General features: G+C 45.6%; 20 protein-coding genes (1 of these 20 only partly in view). All 20 read left to right on the top strand.

What is annotated here, in order from left to right:
* Window positions 1–47 precede the first annotated feature (47 nt).
* Window positions 48–1,487, top strand: a complete 1,440-nt coding sequence (gene tilS, locus ACK8P5_RS00295; protein WP_422659030.1) for a tRNA lysidine(34) synthetase TilS — start codon at window positions 48–50, stop codon at window positions 1,485–1,487.
* 57 nt (window positions 1,488–1,544) lie between these two features.
* Entirely contained in the window at window positions 1,545–2,084 is a 540-nt protein-coding gene (hpt, locus tag ACK8P5_RS00300) for a hypoxanthine phosphoribosyltransferase (protein ID WP_422659031.1), read from the top strand.
* 101 nt (window positions 2,085–2,185) lie between these two features.
* Window positions 2,186–4,249 (top strand): ATP-dependent zinc metalloprotease FtsH, encoded by a 2,064-nt coding sequence (ftsH, locus tag ACK8P5_RS00305; RefSeq protein WP_422659032.1) that lies wholly within the window; start codon window positions 2,186–2,188, stop codon window positions 4,247–4,249.
* Between the two features lie 229 nt (window positions 4,250–4,478).
* Window positions 4,479–5,417, top strand: coding sequence for a quinolinate synthase NadA (gene nadA, locus ACK8P5_RS00310; RefSeq protein ID WP_422659033.1), 939 nt, complete (start codon window positions 4,479–4,481; stop codon window positions 5,415–5,417).
* Window positions 5,418–5,453: 36 nt separating this feature from the next.
* Entirely contained in the window at window positions 5,454–7,070 is a 1,617-nt protein-coding gene (gene nadB / locus ACK8P5_RS00315; protein WP_422661330.1) for an L-aspartate oxidase, read from the top strand.
* Window positions 7,060–7,935 (top strand): carboxylating nicotinate-nucleotide diphosphorylase, encoded by an 876-nt coding sequence (nadC, locus tag ACK8P5_RS00320; protein ID WP_422659034.1) that lies wholly within the window; start codon window positions 7,060–7,062, stop codon window positions 7,933–7,935. Before nadB ends, nadC begins: the two co-directional genes overlap by 11 nt.
* Window positions 7,932–8,696, top strand: coding sequence for a type III pantothenate kinase (locus ACK8P5_RS00325; RefSeq protein WP_422659035.1), 765 nt, complete (start codon window positions 7,932–7,934; stop codon window positions 8,694–8,696). The genes nadC and ACK8P5_RS00325 overlap by 4 nt, the downstream gene beginning before the upstream one ends.
* Window positions 8,697–8,819: 123 nt before the next feature.
* Window positions 8,820–9,704, top strand: coding sequence for an Hsp33 family molecular chaperone HslO (hslO, locus tag ACK8P5_RS00330; protein ID WP_422659036.1), 885 nt, complete (start codon window positions 8,820–8,822; stop codon window positions 9,702–9,704).
* Between the two features lie 22 nt (window positions 9,705–9,726).
* Window positions 9,727–10,674 carry a peptidyl-prolyl cis-trans isomerase gene (locus tag ACK8P5_RS00335; protein ID WP_422659037.1) on the top strand — a complete coding sequence of 316 codons (948 nt, stop codon included), beginning with the start codon at window positions 9,727–9,729 and terminating at the stop codon, window positions 10,672–10,674.
* Between the two features lie 285 nt (window positions 10,675–10,959).
* Window positions 10,960–11,898: a cysteine synthase A gene (cysK, locus tag ACK8P5_RS00340; protein WP_422659038.1), complete on the top strand. Its 939-nt coding sequence runs from the start codon at window positions 10,960–10,962 to the stop codon at window positions 11,896–11,898.
* Window positions 11,899–12,105: 207 nt separating this feature from the next.
* The gene (locus ACK8P5_RS00345) at window positions 12,106–13,689 is read left to right on the top strand and encodes an anthranilate synthase component I family protein (protein WP_422659039.1); all 1,584 of its coding nucleotides are present in this window, start codon (window positions 12,106–12,108) and stop codon (window positions 13,687–13,689) included.
* 12 nt (window positions 13,690–13,701) lie between these two features.
* Window positions 13,702–14,283, top strand: a complete 582-nt coding sequence (gene pabA / locus ACK8P5_RS00350; protein WP_422659040.1) for an aminodeoxychorismate/anthranilate synthase component II — start codon at window positions 13,702–13,704, stop codon at window positions 14,281–14,283.
* Window positions 14,280–15,161: an aminotransferase class IV gene (locus tag ACK8P5_RS00355; RefSeq protein ID WP_422659041.1), complete on the top strand. Its 882-nt coding sequence runs from the start codon at window positions 14,280–14,282 to the stop codon at window positions 15,159–15,161. The genes pabA and ACK8P5_RS00355 overlap by 4 nt, the downstream gene beginning before the upstream one ends.
* Window positions 15,162–16,019, top strand: a complete 858-nt coding sequence (gene folP, locus ACK8P5_RS00360) for a dihydropteroate synthase (RefSeq protein ID WP_422659042.1) — start codon at window positions 15,162–15,164, stop codon at window positions 16,017–16,019.
* 35 nt (window positions 16,020–16,054) lie between these two features.
* On the top strand, window positions 16,055–16,417 hold the full coding sequence (folB, locus tag ACK8P5_RS00365) for a dihydroneopterin aldolase (RefSeq protein ID WP_422659043.1): 363 nt from the start codon (window positions 16,055–16,057) through the stop codon (window positions 16,415–16,417).
* A gap of 8 nt (window positions 16,418–16,425) precedes the next feature.
* Complete coding sequence (gene folK / locus ACK8P5_RS00370; protein WP_422659044.1) at window positions 16,426–16,974, top strand: 2-amino-4-hydroxy-6-hydroxymethyldihydropteridine diphosphokinase; 549 nt, start codon at window positions 16,426–16,428, stop codon at window positions 16,972–16,974.
* The gene (locus ACK8P5_RS00375) at window positions 16,926–17,132 is read left to right on the top strand and encodes a helix-turn-helix domain-containing protein (RefSeq protein ID WP_422659045.1); all 207 of its coding nucleotides are present in this window, start codon (window positions 16,926–16,928) and stop codon (window positions 17,130–17,132) included. Before folK ends, ACK8P5_RS00375 begins: the two co-directional genes overlap by 49 nt.
* Before the next feature lie 42 nt (window positions 17,133–17,174).
* On the top strand, window positions 17,175–18,203 hold the full coding sequence (gene dusB / locus ACK8P5_RS00380; RefSeq protein WP_422659046.1) for a tRNA dihydrouridine synthase DusB: 1,029 nt from the start codon (window positions 17,175–17,177) through the stop codon (window positions 18,201–18,203).
* 218 nt (window positions 18,204–18,421) lie between these two features.
* On the top strand, window positions 18,422–18,898 hold the full coding sequence (gene greA, locus ACK8P5_RS00385) for a transcription elongation factor GreA (RefSeq protein ID WP_422659047.1): 477 nt from the start codon (window positions 18,422–18,424) through the stop codon (window positions 18,896–18,898).
* Window positions 18,899–19,040: 142 nt separating this feature from the next.
* A protein-coding gene (gene lysS / locus ACK8P5_RS00390) for a lysine--tRNA ligase (protein ID WP_422659048.1) crosses the window boundary here: on the top strand, window positions 19,041–19,248 show its 5' portion. It continues 1,301 nt past the right edge of the window; the window shows 208 of its 1,509 coding nt (coding positions 1–208); the start codon lies at window positions 19,041–19,043; the stop codon falls past the right edge of the window.

Below are 19,248 nucleotides of genomic sequence, written 5' to 3' on the forward strand. Positions count from 1 at the left end.
ATTGCTTATTATGGCCTGTTTACCGACTGAAAAAGGGGACATCAAAATTGGAACAGGATTGTTTGAGATCAATCGTTGAACGTGTAGAGGATCTGGCGCGCGAGAAGCAGCTATGGACTGCCCGCGATGTCATTATTGTTGCTGTCTCCGGAGGCCCGGATTCTGTAGCTTTATTGCACGTTCTACATGAGATTTCAACTCGGAGTACACCTCTCACACTGATATGTGCTCATGTACATCATGGGTTTCGTCAGGAATCCGACGATGAAGCTGTCATGGTTCAGAACCTAGGCGAAAGTTTAGGAATACTAGTAGAGACAGCTTATATCGATGTGCCTGCGTATATGGAGCAGAGTGGGAAAGGTGTGCAAGAGGCTGCTCGGGATAAAAGATATGAATTTCTCTTTGAAGTTGCTGAGAAGTATAGTGCAAGGTCCATTGCACTGGCTCACCATGCGGATGATCAAGCAGAAACGGTACTGATGCGATTATTGCGTGGAACGGGGCCATCTGGCCTTGCTGGTATGAAAATAAAAAGAGTTCAAAAAAATGTGGAACTGATCCGTCCGTTTCTTCGTATTAACAAGACGGACTTGATTGAGTTATGCGATCAACGCGGTTATTCCTATGCAGTGGATCATAGCAACTTGACGACAAAATATCGCCGTAATGCTGTTCGCTTAGAGGTACTTCCGTATCTTGAACAGTATAATGGACAGATTTCATCTTCACTCAACCAGCTTGCAGAAGTTACGGGTGAGGAAGATGACTTCATGGAGCTCACTGCCGAGAATGCTTACCGCTCCCTTGTACGGGAGATCGATGGAAGGCTCGCATTCGACGCGCCTTCCTTTTTGGGCTTACATGTCGCTTTACAACGGCGTTTGATTAAACTAATATTAAATTATCTGTCGGCAGACCAGGAAAATACCGATTTCGTTAAGATCGAAACGGTCCGCCAAGGGGTTATACAGGAACGCCGAACCAATTGGCGTCTGGATTTAGGAGGCGGTTTGACCTGCATCCGTGAATACGGAGAGGTGAGTTTTTATCCTAAGCCGCTTGCAGGACAGGGGAACTACATATATCAATTGAATTCCCCCGATGGGCGGAATCTGGTTCTGCCGGAAATCGGAAAGATTTTAAAGCTTGTGCGTATGAATGGAGAGGAAATGAGGGATAGCATAAAGATGTCTTCTGGCGAGGCGTCCTTTGATGCAGATCAACTTGTCTTCCCTTTAACCATACGTAGCAGGCGGCCCGGAGACAAGATAAAGATCATGGGATTAAACGGCAGCAAAAAGGTAAAAGATATTCTCATTGATGAGAAGATACCACCGTCTGTCCGTTCAGTTATCCCTATGGTTTGTGATGGATCAGGTAGCATCGTGTGGATCCCGGGTGTAAGACGCTCTGTTCACGCCGCTGTTGGGCGGCATACAACATGTATTCTCCGCATGGAACTCGTGGATGCGGAGAAAGTGTAAAATCGGAATGGCCGTTTTTACACTTTCATAGTATAAACACGTAGGAGGTTCTCTCAGTTGCAAAATGACATTCAAGAAGTACTTATCAGCGAAGAAGAAATACACGCTAAGGTTAAAGAATTAGGGGAAAAACTTAGCGCAGAATATGCGGGACGCGATCCTTTGGTGATTTGTGTTCTTAAAGGCGCGTTTATTTTCATGGCAGATCTGGTTAAGAACATTACGGTACCGATGGAATTAGATTTTATGGCAGTGTCGAGTTATGGTGCTTCAACAAAATCATCTGGTGTAGTAAAAATTATTAAGGATTTGGATGTATCTGTTGAAGGTAGAGACGTACTCATTGTTGAAGATATTATCGACAGTGGCCTGACACTAAGCTATTTAATCGAGCTGCTTGAGAATCGTAATGCCAAGTCGGTTGCTGTGGTGACTCTGTTTGATAAACCGGCACGCCGAACGGTAGATCTAGAGGCAAACTACACCGGGTTTGTTCTTCCCGATGAGTTTGTTGTAGGATATGGTCTCGATTATGCCGAGCATTACCGGAATCTCCCTTACATCGGGGTTTTGAAACCGGAGATTTACAGTAACTAATTGCCACGCTGGATCACAGATCACTGCTCTATCTTGTATATTTGAGATGGTCAGACAGGCTGTGGTAAAATATCTTATGTGTCTTTGAGAGGAGGTAGGGGATGAATCGGTTCATCCGGAATTCTGGTTTTTATTTGATTCTATTTTTAGTCGTGGTGGGCATCGTACAGTTCGTTACCAACGGCAACGAAGTAGCCGATACCCCTAGGTATGATCAGCTGCGGCAGGAAATTAAGGCCAACAACATTGAAGAAATAACGGCTCAATTTGACGGTTATGCATATCTTGTAACCGGTAAATATAAGAAAGTTGACGAAGATAAGTCAGCAAACTTCTCAACCTATATCCCAGCCACTGATGAAGCGATGAATGAACTTGTTCAAGCGAGCGAACAGAATAAGATTCAGTTCAACGTTAAGAAAATGGAAGGCCAGAGTATTTGGCTGACATTGTTATCATCTTTCATTCCGCTCGTAATCATGTTTGTTCTGTTCTTCTTCCTGTTTAACCAGGCTCAAGGCGGCGGCGGCAAAGTGATGAACTTTGGTAAGAGTAAAGCCCGTCTATATAATGAAGAGAAGAAGAAGATTACGTTCGAGGATGTTGCAGGAGCTGACGAGGAGAAGCAAGAGCTCGTTGAAGTTGTTGATTTCCTTAAAGATCCGCGTAAATTTAACACAGTAGGTGCTCGTATTCCTAAGGGTGTGCTTCTTGTGGGCCCTCCAGGTACAGGTAAAACCCTCCTAGCTCGTGCAGTTGCGGGTGAAGCAGGCGTACCATTCTTCAGTATCTCCGGTTCTGACTTCGTTGAAATGTTCGTCGGTGTCGGTGCATCTCGTGTTCGTGACTTGTTCGAGAACGCGAAGAAGAATGCTCCATGTATTATCTTTATTGATGAGATTGATGCGGTTGGTCGTCAACGTGGCGCAGGACTTGGCGGCGGACATGACGAACGTGAGCAGACGCTCAACCAATTGCTCGTAGAAATGGACGGCTTTGGGGCTAACGAAGGTATCATCATCGTAGCTGCGACAAACCGCCCAGATATTCTTGACCCTGCCCTGCTTCGTCCAGGTCGTTTTGACCGTCAGATTACGGTTGACCGTCCGGATGTGAAGGGCCGTGAAGCAGTATTGAAAGTTCACGCACGTAACAAGCCGCTTACGAAAGACGTTAAGCTCGATATCGTTGCGAAACGGACGACCGGCTTTACCGGTGCTGATCTGGAGAACCTTCTGAACGAAGCGGCATTGCTTGCAGCACGTCGTAATCGTAAAGACATCTCCATGCGTGAGGTAGATGAAGCTATCGACCGCGTTATTGTTGGTACTGAGAAGCGCAGCCGTGTGATCAGTGACCGCGAGAAGCGTATCGTAGCTTATCACGAAGCAGGTCATACCATTGTTGGTTATTTCCTAGAGCATGCTGATATGGTTCATAAAGTAACGATCATTCCGCGTGGACGCGCTGGTGGATACGTAATTATGATGCCTAAAGAAGATCGTATGCTTGTAACGAAGCAAGAGCTTCTCGACCGCGTTACCGGTTTGCTTGGTGGCCGTGTAGCGGAGGAACTGTTCATTGGTGAAATCGGAACCGGTGCTTACAGTGACTTCCAACAGGCGACAGGCATTATCCGCAGCATGATTGTGGAATACGGTATGAGTGAGAAACTCGGACCGATGCAGTTCGGTACATCACAAGGTCAAGTATTCTTGGGCCGTGATATCGGACATGAGCAGAACTACAGTGATCAGATCGCTTATGAAATCGATCAGGAAATGCAACGCTTCATCAATGATTGTTATGAGAAGTGTAAGCAGGTGCTCACTGAGCATGCTAAGGAAGTTCACCTGATTGCTAATACACTCCTTGAGGAAGAGACACTGGAACTTGAGCAAATCAAGCAATTGATTGAGACAGGTGCTCTCAGTGACAAAGATTCAGGAGACAGCGGTCAAGGATCATCCGAGAATGGAGAGCCAATCATCGATAATATTGGTGACGTTCGTGTTCGGATTCAAGGCAAAGATGAGGTTGAACAGCCTAAATCAAGCGAAGATATTCCGAACAATCCATTAGAGGGTAATGATTCAGAACGTAAAGGTCCGGACGACAATACACCTCCAGATGGATCGGACAACGGTAACAACAGATTGACATAATAAATGCGATAAAAACATCGCATTCCGAATAAAAACAAAGAACCGGAGAACGATCATTCGTTTTCCGGTTCTTTTTGTGCTTCTTGTCACATTGACAGTCATTCGAACCTTGTGTACATTAGGTGATAAACGAAAGGTGCTTCCTTTCACAAAGGGGATACCAGCATCTTGAGTATGTTCAACAGCGGTCATGTAATGGGCCGCAATACATAAGGGGAGAGGGTCGCTCGTGGAAGCTTTGGCATTGGAGCGTAAAGCGGAACAAAACCGTGAACTGCGCGAACGCTTGATGCAGTTGAAGAAGGAACGTAATGCTATTATCTTGGCGCACTACTATCAAAGGGATGAAATTCAGGAAGTAGCTGATTTCCGGGGGGATTCGTTCTTGCTTGCCCAGAAGGCTGCTCAGACGGATGCTGATGTTATCGTATTTTGTGGTGTACACTTCATGGGGGAAAGTGCGAAAATTCTAGCCCCGAATAAGACGGTGATCATACCTGATGAACGCGCAGGATGCCCTATGGCAGATATGGTTAACGTGGATGGACTTCGTAAATTGAAAGCGCAGCACCCAAATGCTAAAGTGGTCACGTATATTAACTCTTCAGCTGAGATCAAGGCAGAGACAGATATTTGCTGTACGTCTTCTAACGCAGTAAAGGTGATTCAATCTGTCGATTCTGATGAGATTATCTGGGTTCCAGATAAAAACCTCGGCCACTACGTTCAGCAGCATACGGACAAAAAGCTAATCATCTGGGAAGGTTATTGCAATACGCATGATATGCTGACCGTTAAGGATGTCGTTGAGATGAAAGCTAAATATCCGAATGCTGAATTTGTTGTTCATCCCGAGTGTCGTCCAGAAGTCGTTGAAATGGGTGATTTTGTAGGTAGTACAACGGCTATTCTCGAATATTGCAGAGACTCCTCATGCAAGGAATTCATTGTTGGAACAGAAGATGGTACAGGATATCAGCTTCGTCTAGATAGTCCCGATAAATCGTTCCACTTTGCAACAAAGTTTCTTGTATGTCCGAATATGAAAGTAAATAATCTTAAGAAGCTGGTTAAATGTCTTGAGACCATGAAGCCTCAAATTTATGTACCGCCCGTTGTTGCGGAAAAAGCTAGAACCTCATTAGAGCGCATGTTACAAGTAAAGTAGCATGCGCTACTCTTCGCTAAAAGACAGGTGAATCACGTGATACCGCAGTATTTGATTGATTTTGATCTGCAGGATTTACCGGTGATTGAAACGGATGTGATCGTGATCGGTTCAGGTATTGCCGGATTATATACGGCGATTGAAGCGAGTACGGACCGAAGCGTACTGCTCATCACCAAGAAATCACTGTTAGAGAGCAATACGCGATATGCCCAAGGCGGCATTGCGGCTGTAACGGCAGAAGATGACTCTCCTGCATATCATCGACATGATACGCTTTTGGCAGGTGCTGGCCTATGCTCCTCTGAGGCTGTTGATGTGCTGGTTCATGAAGGTCCGGCCGGTGTGCAGGAGTTAATCCGATTAGGAACCTCTTTTGATGTTGAAGATGGTGAAATTGCTTTGACCAAGGAGGGGGCACATAGCCATAGGCGGATTTTACATGCGAATGGAGATGCGACTGGATATGAAATCGTCCGTGCACTCTCCCTGCAGGTTGAACAGCTTCACAATGTAACGGTGTGGGATGATCATTTTGTTATAGATTTAATTACACAAGATAATGAATGTCTAGGCGCATTGGTGCAAATGCCAGATGGCAGTCGTGTATTTGTGCGGGGACAGGCGACCGTGTTATGCTCCGGTGGTGCAGGTCAATTGTACCGCTATACAACGAACCCTGAGGTTGCTACATCAGATGGGATTGCCATGGCTTATCGAGCTGGCGCCGAGATTAGAGATATGGAGTTTGTACAGTTTCATCCGACAGCACTCAGCTATCCTGGAGCGCCTAGATTTTTAATATCTGAGGCGGTTCGGGGTGAAGGTGCTTATTTGCGGAATATTAAAGGTGAGCGCTTCATGGAGAAATACCACGAGCTATTGGAACTGGCTCCAAGAGACATCGTAGCCAGAGCTATTGTAAGTGAAATGGAAGAGACACGCTCCACCTTTGTATATCTCGATATTACACATGAGTCACCTGAGATGGTGAAGCATCGTTTCCCAACGATTTATGAGACATGTATGCGTTACGGCCTTGATTTAACAACAGATTGGATTCCCGTATCGCCTGCAGCGCATTATATGATGGGAGGCGTAAAAACAGGTCTTCACGGTGAGAGTAGTATTTCAAGATTATTTGCTTGCGGTGAGGTTTCATCTACGGGTGTTCATGGTGCAAACCGATTAGCCAGTAATTCTTTATCCGAGGCACTTGTTTACGGGCGGAGAATTGTAGAGCAGATCAGGCAATTACCGGTGAATCCCTCGGAGCCTGTATCCGTATCCTTCAGCTGGGATCGTAAAGATTCGTGCTCACAAGCGATTGTGGAACGCCGGTTGAAGCTGCAAAAAGTAATGGTTCGCTATGTAGGTCTACGCCGAACTCAAGAAACACTGCTTCGGGCGGTAGATGATCTGAACCGACAACTACCACTATTCCACTCGGAACTGACGAAACGGGAGGAGTATGAATTCGCGAATATGCTCACAAGCTCTCTTTTGGTTATTCAAGGCGCACTTCGTCGTGAAGAAAGCCGTGGAGCCCATTACCGTGAGGATTTTCCGCTGACGGATAATGAAGAATGGCGTAAGCACATTATTCATGTCCGGGATCAAGGAATGACGGAGGAGTACAGCGATGATGTTTAATGGATATAATGAGAGTCTGGCTGAGAATATCCAGGCTTGGCTTCGTGAGGACGTCGGATCAGGTGATATTACAACAATGACGACGATTCCGCAGGGGCATGAGTCTAAAGCAATTATCCATGCTAAAGAAGGTGGAGTTGTAGCTGGAATGCCGGGTGCTGAGCTCGTCTTTCAGATCGTAGATAAGTGTCTTACTTTCAAAGCCCATGTTCAAGATGGCCAGCGGGTAGAAAAGGGAGATATATTAGCGGAGGTTGAAGGCAGCACGCATCGTATTTTGACCGGGGAGCGGCTTGCGCTTAATCTTCTACAACGCTTATCTGGTATAGCCACGAAGACGAATGCCTTTGTAAGTGCATTAGAGGGTCTGTCGACTCGCCTTGTAGATACGCGCAAAACCACTCCAGGGCATCGTATGCTGGAGAAGTATGCAGTTCGCGTAGGCGGAGGAGCCAATCACCGTTTTGGCTTGTATGATGCGGTCATGATAAAGGATAATCATATTAAGGGTGCGGGCGGCATCACTGAAGCTGTAAGTAGAGCGCGGAATAATATCCCACACACGATGAAGATTGAAGTCGAAACCGAGTCACTGGATCAGGTTGAGGAAGCCTTAACCGCTGGTGCTGATATTATTATGCTTGATAATATGGATCCTGTTATGATGGCTGAAGCGGTCCAGCGAATAAAGATAGTATCGCCGCATGTTATAACTGAAGCGTCCGGCAATGTTACACTTGATACGGTTCGCGAAATCGCACAGTCAGGCGTCGACGTCATTTCAGTCGGGAGGTTGACGTATTCTTTTGACAGTTTAGATATCAGCTTAGATTTAAACGCCAAGAAAGGAGGCGGAGCATCATGATTCTTGTTGTAGACGTAGGAAATACAAATATCGTACTGGGTATTTATCAAGACAAGGAACTTCTTCATCATTTTCGGATTAGTACCTCCCGTCAATCCACGGTGGATGAGTACGGTGTATTAATTCATAATCTGTTTCAAATGTCCAATATATTGGTAAGCGAGATAGAAGGGGTTATCGTTTCCTCTGTTGTGCCCCCATTAGTGGGAGTAGTGGAAGAAATGTGCCGTAAGTATATTAAGAAAACTCCGCTTATTGTAGGCCCGGGAATCAAAACAGGTCTGAATCTTCGGTACGAAAATCCGAGAGAGGTCGGAGCTGACCGAATCGTCAACGCGGTAGCGGCCGTCGACAAATATGGTGGCCCCCTCATCGTTGTTGATTTCGGTACGGCAACAACGTTTGATTGTATCGACAGTCATGGTAACTATCTTGGAGGGGCTATTGTTCCGGGTATTGGTATTGCTACCGAAGCGCTTGTTCAGCGCGCCTCTAAGCTCCCACGCGTTGAGTTAGAGAAGCCGAAGAAAGTCATCGGACGTAATACAGTGCATGCCATGCAGGCAGGGATTATTTTTGGCTATGCAGGTCAGGTTGACGGTCTTGTTAGACGTATCAAAGCAGAAATGGAATCAGATCATGTAAAGGTAATTGCAACCGGTGGATTAGCTGAATTAATTGCGAGTGAAACGAACTCCATTGATGAAATTGATTCCATGCTTACTCTGGAAGGGCTGCGTATTATCTACAACCGCAACTAATGTTCTAGTCGTCATTTTCATGAACTGATCAAACCAATCAATATAATTCAGAGTTATATATAACGAGTGCTCTGTTACTTAAGGTTAAGATTTTAACAACAAGAAGTGCGAGGAGGCTGTAAGATGGACAAACATAAAGACCGTATACTCCGAGGAACGGCAATGGGAGGCAAAATCAGAGCCTTTGCGGTTCGTACCACGGACCTGGTTGAGGAGCTACGGCGTAGACATGACACATTTCCCGTCGTAACAGCCGCTTTAGGGCGTACAGTATCAGCTGCTGCTATGATGGGTGCCATGCTAAAAGGTGAAGAGCGTATCAGTATTCAGGTCCGCGGGGATGGCCCGATTGGCTTGATTGCAGCTGAAGCGAATGCATACGGAGAAGTTCGAGGTTATGTGAATAATCCACATGTTGAAATGACAAATATTCGTCCAGGCAAAATGAATGTTGCTGCGGCAGTAGGTACCACTGGTCATATCCATGTCATTAAGGATCTAGGTTTAAAGGAGCCTTACCGTGGTAGTATTCCGATCATATCCGGTGAATTGGCTGAAGATTTCACATATTATTTTGCAGTATCGGAGCAGACGAATTCCGCAGTCAGCTTGGGAGTTCTTGTTGCACCTGATTATACCGTGGCCAACGCAGGTGGATTCATCATTCAACTAATGCCTGGGGTAACGGAAGATGAAATTACGATGCTAGAAAAAGCCCTAAGCGATATTCCACCAGTAACATCGTTGCTGGAAGAAGGGCTTGAGCTGGAAGATATTTTACACCGAATTCTGCCGGATGTAACGATCTTGGAAGAAACGGAAGTTCGTTTCTCTTGTGATTGCTCTCATGAACGTGTAGAACGCGCATTAATTAGTATGGGGCAGGATGAACTTGAGAAGATGATTCACGAGGATCGTAAAGCGGAGGTTACTTGTCACTTTTGTAATGAGGTATATACGTATGATGAAGAACAGCTGAAAACCGTGTTAGAGCGGGCCAAATCTTAACGTATTGGGATGAGCAGCCGAAATGACGAGACAAGAGAAGGGACTATGGGTAACCGTCGTTGTCTTGATTGCAGGTGTGTTATTTATGGGGAGCTGGATGCTGTTCTCCGGGGTTTTATTTCAGGATGGGAATAAGGAAATTGAACAAACCCCTCCTGTAGTCGCCTCTATACAAGACAGGGTGATTACAGAAGAAGAATGGACTAGTGAGCTGAAGAAAAGGTACGGCAGCGAAGTGCTCATGACAATGATGAACCGTCAGGTAGTCGAATTGGAGGCTGAAGCTGCGAATATTAAGGTTACTCCTCAAGAGGTTGATCAGGAGTTGGATCGAATCGGGCAGGGATATGGCTCGAAGGAACAATTTCTTCAAGAAATGGAGCAGCAGCTAGGTCTGTCAGAAGAACTGCTGAAGGCAGAAACAAGTTACCGACTTACCTTGGAAAAAATAGCGACAGCTGATATCAAAGTTGATGATGCGGATATTGATCAATACCTTCATCAGCATCCGGACCAGTTCCGTCCTAAAAAGCAATTGAAATTATCCATCATTAAGGTGGAGAAGGAACCGGAAGCGGAGGCAGTGCTGGATCGGCTGGAGAACGGTGAAGATTTTGCCGCTCTTGCCGAAGAAGTCTCTATTGATGAATATACCCGTGATAATGGTGGGCGGATGGGATTCGTCGAAGAAGATGATCCTTTTCAGCCAGAGGCGTTAATGAAGACTGCTCTATCCTTAAGTAAAGGTGATATTGCGGGGCCTATACAATTGGAAGATGGGTATGGAATAGTATATGTTCGCGATATTCTCGTTCCTAAAGAACCAGACGAGAACCTAATCCGGGAAACGGTGCGTAAGCAGCTTGCCTTGGAGCAATCTGTTTCGCTTTCAGAGCTTGAGAGTCAGCTTCGAGAAAAATATAGTGCTCGTATCGTGGCTGGAATTCCCTCAGAGCATCCTAATAATTAATAAAACAGGCTTTTGCAGCGGAGTGATTCCCTTGTTGCAAAGGCCTGTTTTTCGTAAACAGAGTTATGAGCTATTCTATAACCCGAAATGAAAGCTTTTCTTCGTATTGACAAGGGGAAATAAGGTTGATAATATGAAGTTATAAAAACCTACCGAATTACTCGGATATTAAGAGAGCGTGAGCCGGACGAGATTCATTGCCCGTCGTACCGTTTTCTCAATCATACAACTTAGATCACCGGATATATAGACGAACCGTTAAACGAATCAAGGGAGGGCTTCATTATGGCTAAAGTAGTAAACAGTGTGACAGATTTAATCGGTGGAACACCATTAGTCCGTTTGAATCGAATCGTACCAGAGGACAGTGCAGAAATCTACCTGAAGCTGGAGTACCAGAACCCGGGTTCAAGCGTTAAGGACCGGATTGCTATTAGCATTGTTGAAGAAGCGGAGAAAGATGGCCGTTTGAAGCCAGGCGATACGATTATTGAAGCGACAAGCGGCAACACGGGAATTGGTTTAGCTATGGTAGCTGCGGCGAAAGGTTACAAAGCGATTATTGTTATGCCTGAAACGATGAGTTTAGAGCGGCGTAACCTGCTTCGTGCTTATGGAGCAGAATTGGTCCTTACACCTGGGGCAGAAGGTATGAATGGAGCGGTTAAGAAGGCAGAAGAAATTTTGCGAGAAAATTCCGGATTCTTCATGGCCGAGCAGTTTAAGAACTTAGCTAATGTGAAGATCCACCGGGAAACAACCGGTCCTGAGATTGTAGAAGCTATAAATTCCATTGGTGGTTCGCTGGATGCATTCGTTGCTGGGATCGGCACTGGCGGAACAATTACTGGAGCTGGCGAAGTCTTGAAGGAGTCTTTCTCAGACATTAAGATTTATGCTGTTGAACCTGCAGCATCCCCGATCCTTGCGGGCGGTAAACCGGGTCCACATAAAATCCAAGGAATCGGCGCTAACTTCGTTCCTGATATTCTGAATCAAGACGTTTATGATGAGATCATTCATGTTGAGAATGACGATGCTTTCGATACGGCGCGTCGTGTAGCGAAAGAGGAGGGCATTCTTGCAGGGATTTCTTCCGGTGCAGCAGTTCATGCAGCGCTGAAGGTGGCGAAGGAGCTTGGTAAAGGTAAGCGTGTCGTGGCTATCATTCCTAGTAATGGAGAGCGCTACTTGAGCACACCGCTGTACAATTTTGAGTCCTAATCTCTTCCATTAAATTTAGGTTTATGACCTTCAATGTATTTATGCATTGGAGGTCTTTTCTGTTGAGATGAATATTTTTCGTAAAAGGCGATAGAAATCACCTCAAAATAAATACAGAGATAGGGTGGTTTCGGGGTTTTCAAGTGGGGCAGGATACAGTATACTGACAGGCAACAGAACAGGCTTATGCGGATTAGGAGGACAAGCATGGATAGAAAGATAGAGCTAGCTCAATGGCTTGAGTGGGTGGAAGAGGGCTGGTCCGTGCTGCCTTATGTGGTTCAATATCAGGGGTGGAAGAAAGGATTGCCATCAACTTGGAAAAAAGCATGGAAGCATGCTTCACCGTACGCTTTCGTGCTGGAAAGTGGGAAGACCGGAAGGTACACTTATTTGGGATTAAATCCCGTATCGATACTAAAGGGAACAGGGCAGCAAGGCGAGATCACGGATCTTCGAGCAGGACAGACAACGCATGTCGAAGGTAAACCACTTGAGCTTTTGGAGCGTTGGATGAGTGGACTTCGTTCACCTCGAGTGTCTGGATGGCCTGACTTCCGTGGAGGTTGCGCTGGCTTTTTAGGATATGATGTGATTAGGTCACTTGAGGATCTACCTGTAATTGCACACAATGACGCAGGGTTTCCAGATTATTTATGGATGCGGATGGAAGAAGTGTGGATCTATGATCATGAGCAGCAGGTAGTGTATTGCGCTGTACATGTGCCGTGGAAGCAGAGCGAGGACAATGTTGATAATAAGACCATAATTAAGAAGTTATATGAGGAAGCCATTGTAAGAGCAGAGAACATGTTCAAGCAGTGGAATGAGCTACTCGGTGCTTCTGCCTCTGAACAAGAGCAATTAGAAGAGAAAACTCAGTTGCTAGCTCGGCAACAAAGAGCAGCTTCACTTTCAGGCCCGTATGTAGAAGGCTGGGACAAGCTTACAAGTGATTTCTCGCAGGAGGATTTTCAGCGGGCTGTACTTTCAATTCAGGAGTATATTCGTCAAGGGGATGTATTTCAGGTGAATCTTTCGCTTCGACGACATCTTAAGTTAAATGCAGATCCTGCGGACGTCTATGAGTGGTTGCGATTATTGAATCCATCACCCTACATGGGTTACATTACATCACCTGGATTTACCCTTGCCAGTGGTTCGCCAGAGTTGTTAATTAAGTTGGACGGAGATACGGTCTCAGCCAGACCAATTGCAGGTACACGCAGGCGGGGATCAGGACCTGAAGAAGATGCAGCGATGGAGGCCGAGTTGACCGGTAATGAAAAAGAACGGGCAGAGCATATCATGCTCGTTGATCTTGAGCGCAATGATATTGGACGTATTGCTGCCTATGGTACAGTACACGTCCCTGAGCTAATGACTGTTGAGCGCTACTCTCATGTTATGCATCTTGTATCTCAGGTTGAGGGTCAGCTCGCGAAGGATAAGGGAGTGTATGATGTCATTGCAGCCACCTTCCCAGGTGGAACTATCACGGGTGCACCCAAAATTCGAACAATGGAAATTATTGAAGAGTTAGAACCTGTTACGAGAGGACCTTACACGGGCTCCATGGGCTGGATAGATTATAATGGTGATATGGAACTGAATATTATTATTCGTACCTTGGCTGTTCAAGAGGGCACGGGGTATATTCAGGCTGGAGCAGGTATTGTTATCGATTCAGATCCTTATCGAGAATACCGGGAATGTCATAATAAAGCGAAAGCACTAATTGCAGCAGTAATGTGCAGTGAAGAGGAAGCCGTAGTAACTGCGGCAAAATAGGGGGAGTATACCATGATTCTTGTGATCGATAACTACGATTCATTTACTTACAATCTCGTACAATATTTAGGGGAGCTCGGCGAAGAAGTAAAAGTATTCCGCAATGATGAGATTGATATTGCCGGAATAAAAACTTTGGCGCCCGATCATATTTTAATCTCACCAGGCCCTTGTACACCGAATGAGGCAGGGGTTAGTCTCGAGGTAATTGAACATTTCAAAGGGAGTATCCCTATCTTCGGTGTTTGTCTAGGTCATCAGGCAATCGGACAAGCATTTGGAGGAAATGTCATTCGGGCTGAGCGACTCATGCATGGAAAGACCTCCCCAATTCATCATCTTGGCACATCCGTATTTGAAGGCTTACCCATTCCTTTTACGGCAACACGGTACCATAGCTTGCTCGTGGAAAAAGAAAGTCTGCCGGATTGCCTTGAAGTCACGGCTTGGACAGAAGAAGGCGAAATCATGGGACTTCGGCATAAGGAGTACGCAGTCGAGGGAGTACAGTTCCACCCTGAATCAATCATTACCGATCATGGTCACCAGATGCTTCGCAACTTCTTAAAACGTACGGCGGGAGCCAAAGCATGAGATTTATGGGAGTTGATGGCCGTGTTGTAGATACGGCCGAGGCCGTGGTATCCGTTATGGATCACGGTCTTTTATATGGGATGGGCTTGTTTGAGACGTTCCGTACCTATCAAGGAGAACCCTTTTTATTGGAGCAGCATTTAAAAAGACTTGCGGAAAGCTGTGCACTACTAGGTATCGTATATGATCCAGATCCTAAATACGTGCGAGAATGGATCGCAGAGCTTTTGTCAGCTAATCAGCTTGAGGATGCTTACATTCGCTATACCGTAACAGCGGGAGTGGAAGCACTAGGCCTTCCTTCCGGTAACTATGTAAATAAGACGGAGCTTCTGTATGTGAAGGCACTACCTGTAATACCACCTTCTCTATATACAGAAGGCAAGGCTTTGCAGCTCCTGAGTACACCACGTAATACACCGGAGACACCCGTACGCATGAAGTCGCTTCATTATATGAACAATATTATGGCGAAGCGTGAACTTCAGCGTTATCCTGATGCCGTTCGGTTAGGTGCTGAAGGGCTCATGCTAACTGAGAAGGGTGAGTTGGCTGAAGGTATTGTGAGCAATCTTTTTTTTATCAAGGATGGAAAGCTGCATACACCGGATATAGGAACAGGTATTTTGCCTGGTATAACCCGTGCTATAGTGTTAGAACTAGCCCAAACCCTTGGGATTGATACAGAAGAGGGCCGGTTTACATGGGATGACTTGATTTTTGCGGATGAGATATTTACGACAGGTTCCGTGCAGGAGCTTATGCCAGTGACTAGCCTTTTAAAACAAGGAGAAGAGCCGGTGATCGTGGGCAAAGGGCTTGCAGGACCTATCACAACATGTTTAATAAAAGCTTACCGGCAGAAAGCAGGAGTGTAGATGAAGACAACCATATATGAGCAGACCTATCTGTGCGGAGACACAAAGCTTGAGTTAGGTCAGTCTACATTAATCATGGGTATTTTGAATGTGACCCCTGACTCTTTTTCCGATGGAGGTCGTTACAACGAAACGAACCTTGCTGTGAAGCATGCTCTTCAATTGGTTGTAGAGGGCGCAGATATTATAGACATCGGCGGGGAGTCAACAAGACCTGGTCACGATAAGATTAGTGTCGATGAAGAGCTGGCACGGGTAATACCCGTGATCGAAGCTATACACCGGGAAGCGCCACATATTCCGCTCTCTATAGATACATACAAAGCTGAGGTAGCACGTCAGGCGATCGAAGCGGGGGCCCATATTATTAATGATGTTTGGGGATTCAAGGAAGATCCCAATATGGCAGGAGTAGCTGCTGCATTGGATTGTCCTGTGATTCTCATGCATAATCGTAAGAACCAAAACTACACCAATCTAATTGAAGATATGAAGTCTGACCTGATGGAAAGTGTGGATATAGCACTGGGTGCTGGAGTAAAACGCAGCCGTATTATTTTGGACCCGGGAATTGGATTTGCAAAAGGTTATGAGGAGAATATGAAAGTGATGATGTCACTAGACGAACTCGTCAGCCTCGGTTATCCAGTTCTGTTGGCCACCTCACGCAAGAAATTCATCCGTACGGCACTGGATTTGCCAGTAGATGATGTAATTGAAGGTACGGCAGCCACGGTTGCATATGGAATTGCACAAGGTTGCCAGATTGTTCGAGTTCATGATGTGCAGGAAATCAAGCGAACAACACGTATGTGTGATGCGATGTTGTATGCTTCACCGGGATTGAAGCGGGTATAATAGAACAAGAAATCCATGGAAGGGTGGATATAAGAATGGACAAGATGATTTTACGCGGAATGGAGTACTATGGTTACCACGGCGTTTTTGAAGAAGAAAGAAAGCTGGGACAGCGGTTTTATGTTGATCTTGAGTTAGAGATGGATTTGAGTCGAGCAGGAAAAAGCGATGATTTGAGCCAAACGGTAAATTATGCAGAGATCCATGAGTTACTTCAAGGAATTATGCGGACCGAGTCTTTTAAGCTTATCGAAGCTTTAGCGGAGCATATTGCATCCAAAGTGCTTGACACTTATACTAGTATCGATGCTTTAACGGTTAAGTTGACTAAACCACATCCACCGTTTGACATTCATTTTGAAGGTGTTACTGTAGAGCTGCACCGGACTAGAAAGTGAGAATAACCATGAACCCACATGATACCTCTGAGACATCAGAGGCTTATATTGCTTTAGGGGCTAATTTAGGAGACCGGGAAGCGACGCTTTTTGAAGCCCTGGAACTGCTTGATTTGCAGCCTGGTGTTACCGTGCTTCGTTGCTCGAACTTATACGAAACGGAACCTGTTGGTTATGTTGATCAGCCGATGTTTATAAATATGGCAGCAGCTGTGTCGACTACGCTAGAGCCTCATTCCTTGTTATCAGTCATGCAGCAGATTGAGGCACGGCTAGGTCGGGTACGCTATATCCTCAATGGGCCTCGCACAGTCGATCTCGATCTTTTGTGGATGGAAGGACAACTATTAGATACGCCGGATTTAATTCTTCCTCATCCACGTATGCTGGAAAGGGCGTTCGTATTAATGCCGCTGGCGGATATTGTTCCAGAGCATGAGCCCTCCGGTTTGTACACCACGGTTAGAACAGCAATTGAAAAACTGGGTGGAAAGGAAGGAATACAACTTTGGAGAACATGCAGCTGGCGAACCGCATCCGCGCTTTCCGAAAGTTAAAGGGGCTTACCCAACAGGATCTTGCAGCACGTACAGGCATTTCTCTGGCTGTACTCGGGGCAATTGAGCGTGGAAATCGACGTACAGAGGAACAAATTTTAGTTAAAATTGCGGAGGCCTTGGACATAACTATACAGGAGTTAAAGGAACGCGGTTGAGTTGAAATAGATAAATGGTGCATAAAGGAGTGAAATAAGGTCATGTTGAAAATTGGAGACGTCGAGATGAAGAATCAGGTCGTCCTTGCTCCAATGGCAGGTGTCTGTAACCCGGCTTTTCGCCTAATTGCCAAAGAGTTTGGTACCGGTCTTGTCTGTGCGGAAATGGTAAGTGGCAAGGCTATCTTACATGGCAACAAGCGGACGCAGGAAATGTTGTTTGTTGACGAACGTGAGAAGCCTTTGAGCTTGCAGATTTTTGGAGGAGATCGGGATGCGCTTGTGGAAGCAGCAAAAGTGGTTGACCAGCAGACCAATGCAGACATTATCGACATCAATATGGGTTGCCCTGCACCGAAGGTAACTAAGATTGATGCAGGAGCACGATGGCTACTTGACTCCAATAAAATTTATGAAATGGTATCAGCTGTTGTCGATGTTGTTAACAAACCGGTTACGGTTAAAATGCGCACAGGCTGGGACAGCGATCATATCTTTGCAGTTGAAAATGCATTAGCTGTTGAACGAGCTGGCGGTCAAGCCGTTAGTGTTCACGGCCGTACGCGTGAGCAGCTGTATACGGGTCATGCAGACTGGGACATTATAAGACAGGTTAAGGAAGCTGTATCCATTCCTGTCATTGGCAATGGAGATGTAGTGACTCCAGAAGATGCTCGGCGTATGCTAACTGAGACAGGCTGCGATGGTGTGATGATCGGACGTGGAGCGCTCGGGAACCCTTGGATGTTATATCGTACTGTCGAATATTTGAAGACAGGAGAGCTTCTTCCTGATCCATCACCTCAAGAGAAGATACGAATTGCGATCTTGCATATGGACAGACTGATTGCCATTCGACAAGAAGACGTTGCAGTCCGTGAAATGAGAAAGCATCTGTCTTGGTATTTGAAGGGTCTTAAAGGTTCTGCGCGGATTAAAGATGAAATCATGGAAGGAACCAAGCGTGATGAGATGGTGAGGCTTTTAACGAACTTTGTCGATCAGCTAGAGACAACGACATCAGAAGATACGCCGAAAAGTACTTACCCACAGGCCGCTTCCGCGATGTAAAGAATGGAATGTACTATTGGTAACTTGAGGCGAACGATAGCGTTTTCATTCGTGCGAGAGCGTTCATTGACTTTTTGAAATGGTTACCATATAATTTTTCAGTATAAATTCGCCTTGATATACAGTAAGCATCAGGGGAGTTCTGTTCCCCGAAGATTCGCATATAGTATGGTGGTATGGTGATTTAAATTATCTACATGACAGGAGAATCGGTTAAGATGAGCGATAAAGAAGTCATTCTCACACAGGACGGTCTGAAGAAACTGGAGGACGAACTCGAGAATCTAAAGTCCGTTAAAAGGCGTGAAGTCGCGGAGCGTATCAAAGTTGCCATTGGTTATGGTGATATCAGCGAAAACTCCGAATACGAAGATGCCAAGAACGAACAAGCCTTTATCGAAGGCCGTATCATTACGCTGGAAAAGATGCTCCGCAACGCACGTATCATTAATAATGACGATATTAATACCGATGTTGTAGGTGTCGGTAATACGGTCATTGTTGAGGATATGGAATTTGGTGACACAATGGAATATACCATTGTCGGATCTGCGGAATCTGATCCGCTCAACAATAAGATTTCCAACGAGAGCCCTGTCGGCAAAGCAATTATTGGCAAGGCAAAAGGATCAGTGGTCGACGTTAATGTACCAGCAGGCGTCATTCAATATAAAATTGTAGAAATTAAGAAGTAAGTTGGAATGAGCGTGGAAGCTTCCTTCGGGGGGCTTTTTTCGCTATTTGTATAGAGGCTAGTGAAATAATTGAAAATTTGAATTGTTTTGTTGCTTGTACGGTCCGGATACCGGCCGAGAGAATGAAGGAGATGAATCGACAATGACGGAAGAAATCAACAATCAGGAACAAGAGCAGGAACTAAGTGAACTGTTACAGATTCGACGCAACAAATTGGACGAGCTGCGCAAGCTTGGTATCGATCCTTTTGGCGGGAAATATGAAAGAACAGATCATGCTGGTGATATCCTGAAGCAGTATGACGCTTTAACAAAAGAGGAGCTGGAAGAGAAGCAGGTTGAAGTGAACC

The sequence above is a fragment of the Paenibacillus sp. EC2-1 genome (assembly GCF_049311625.1).
Lineage (GTDB): Bacteria > Bacillota > Bacilli > Paenibacillales > Paenibacillaceae > Paenibacillus_AQ.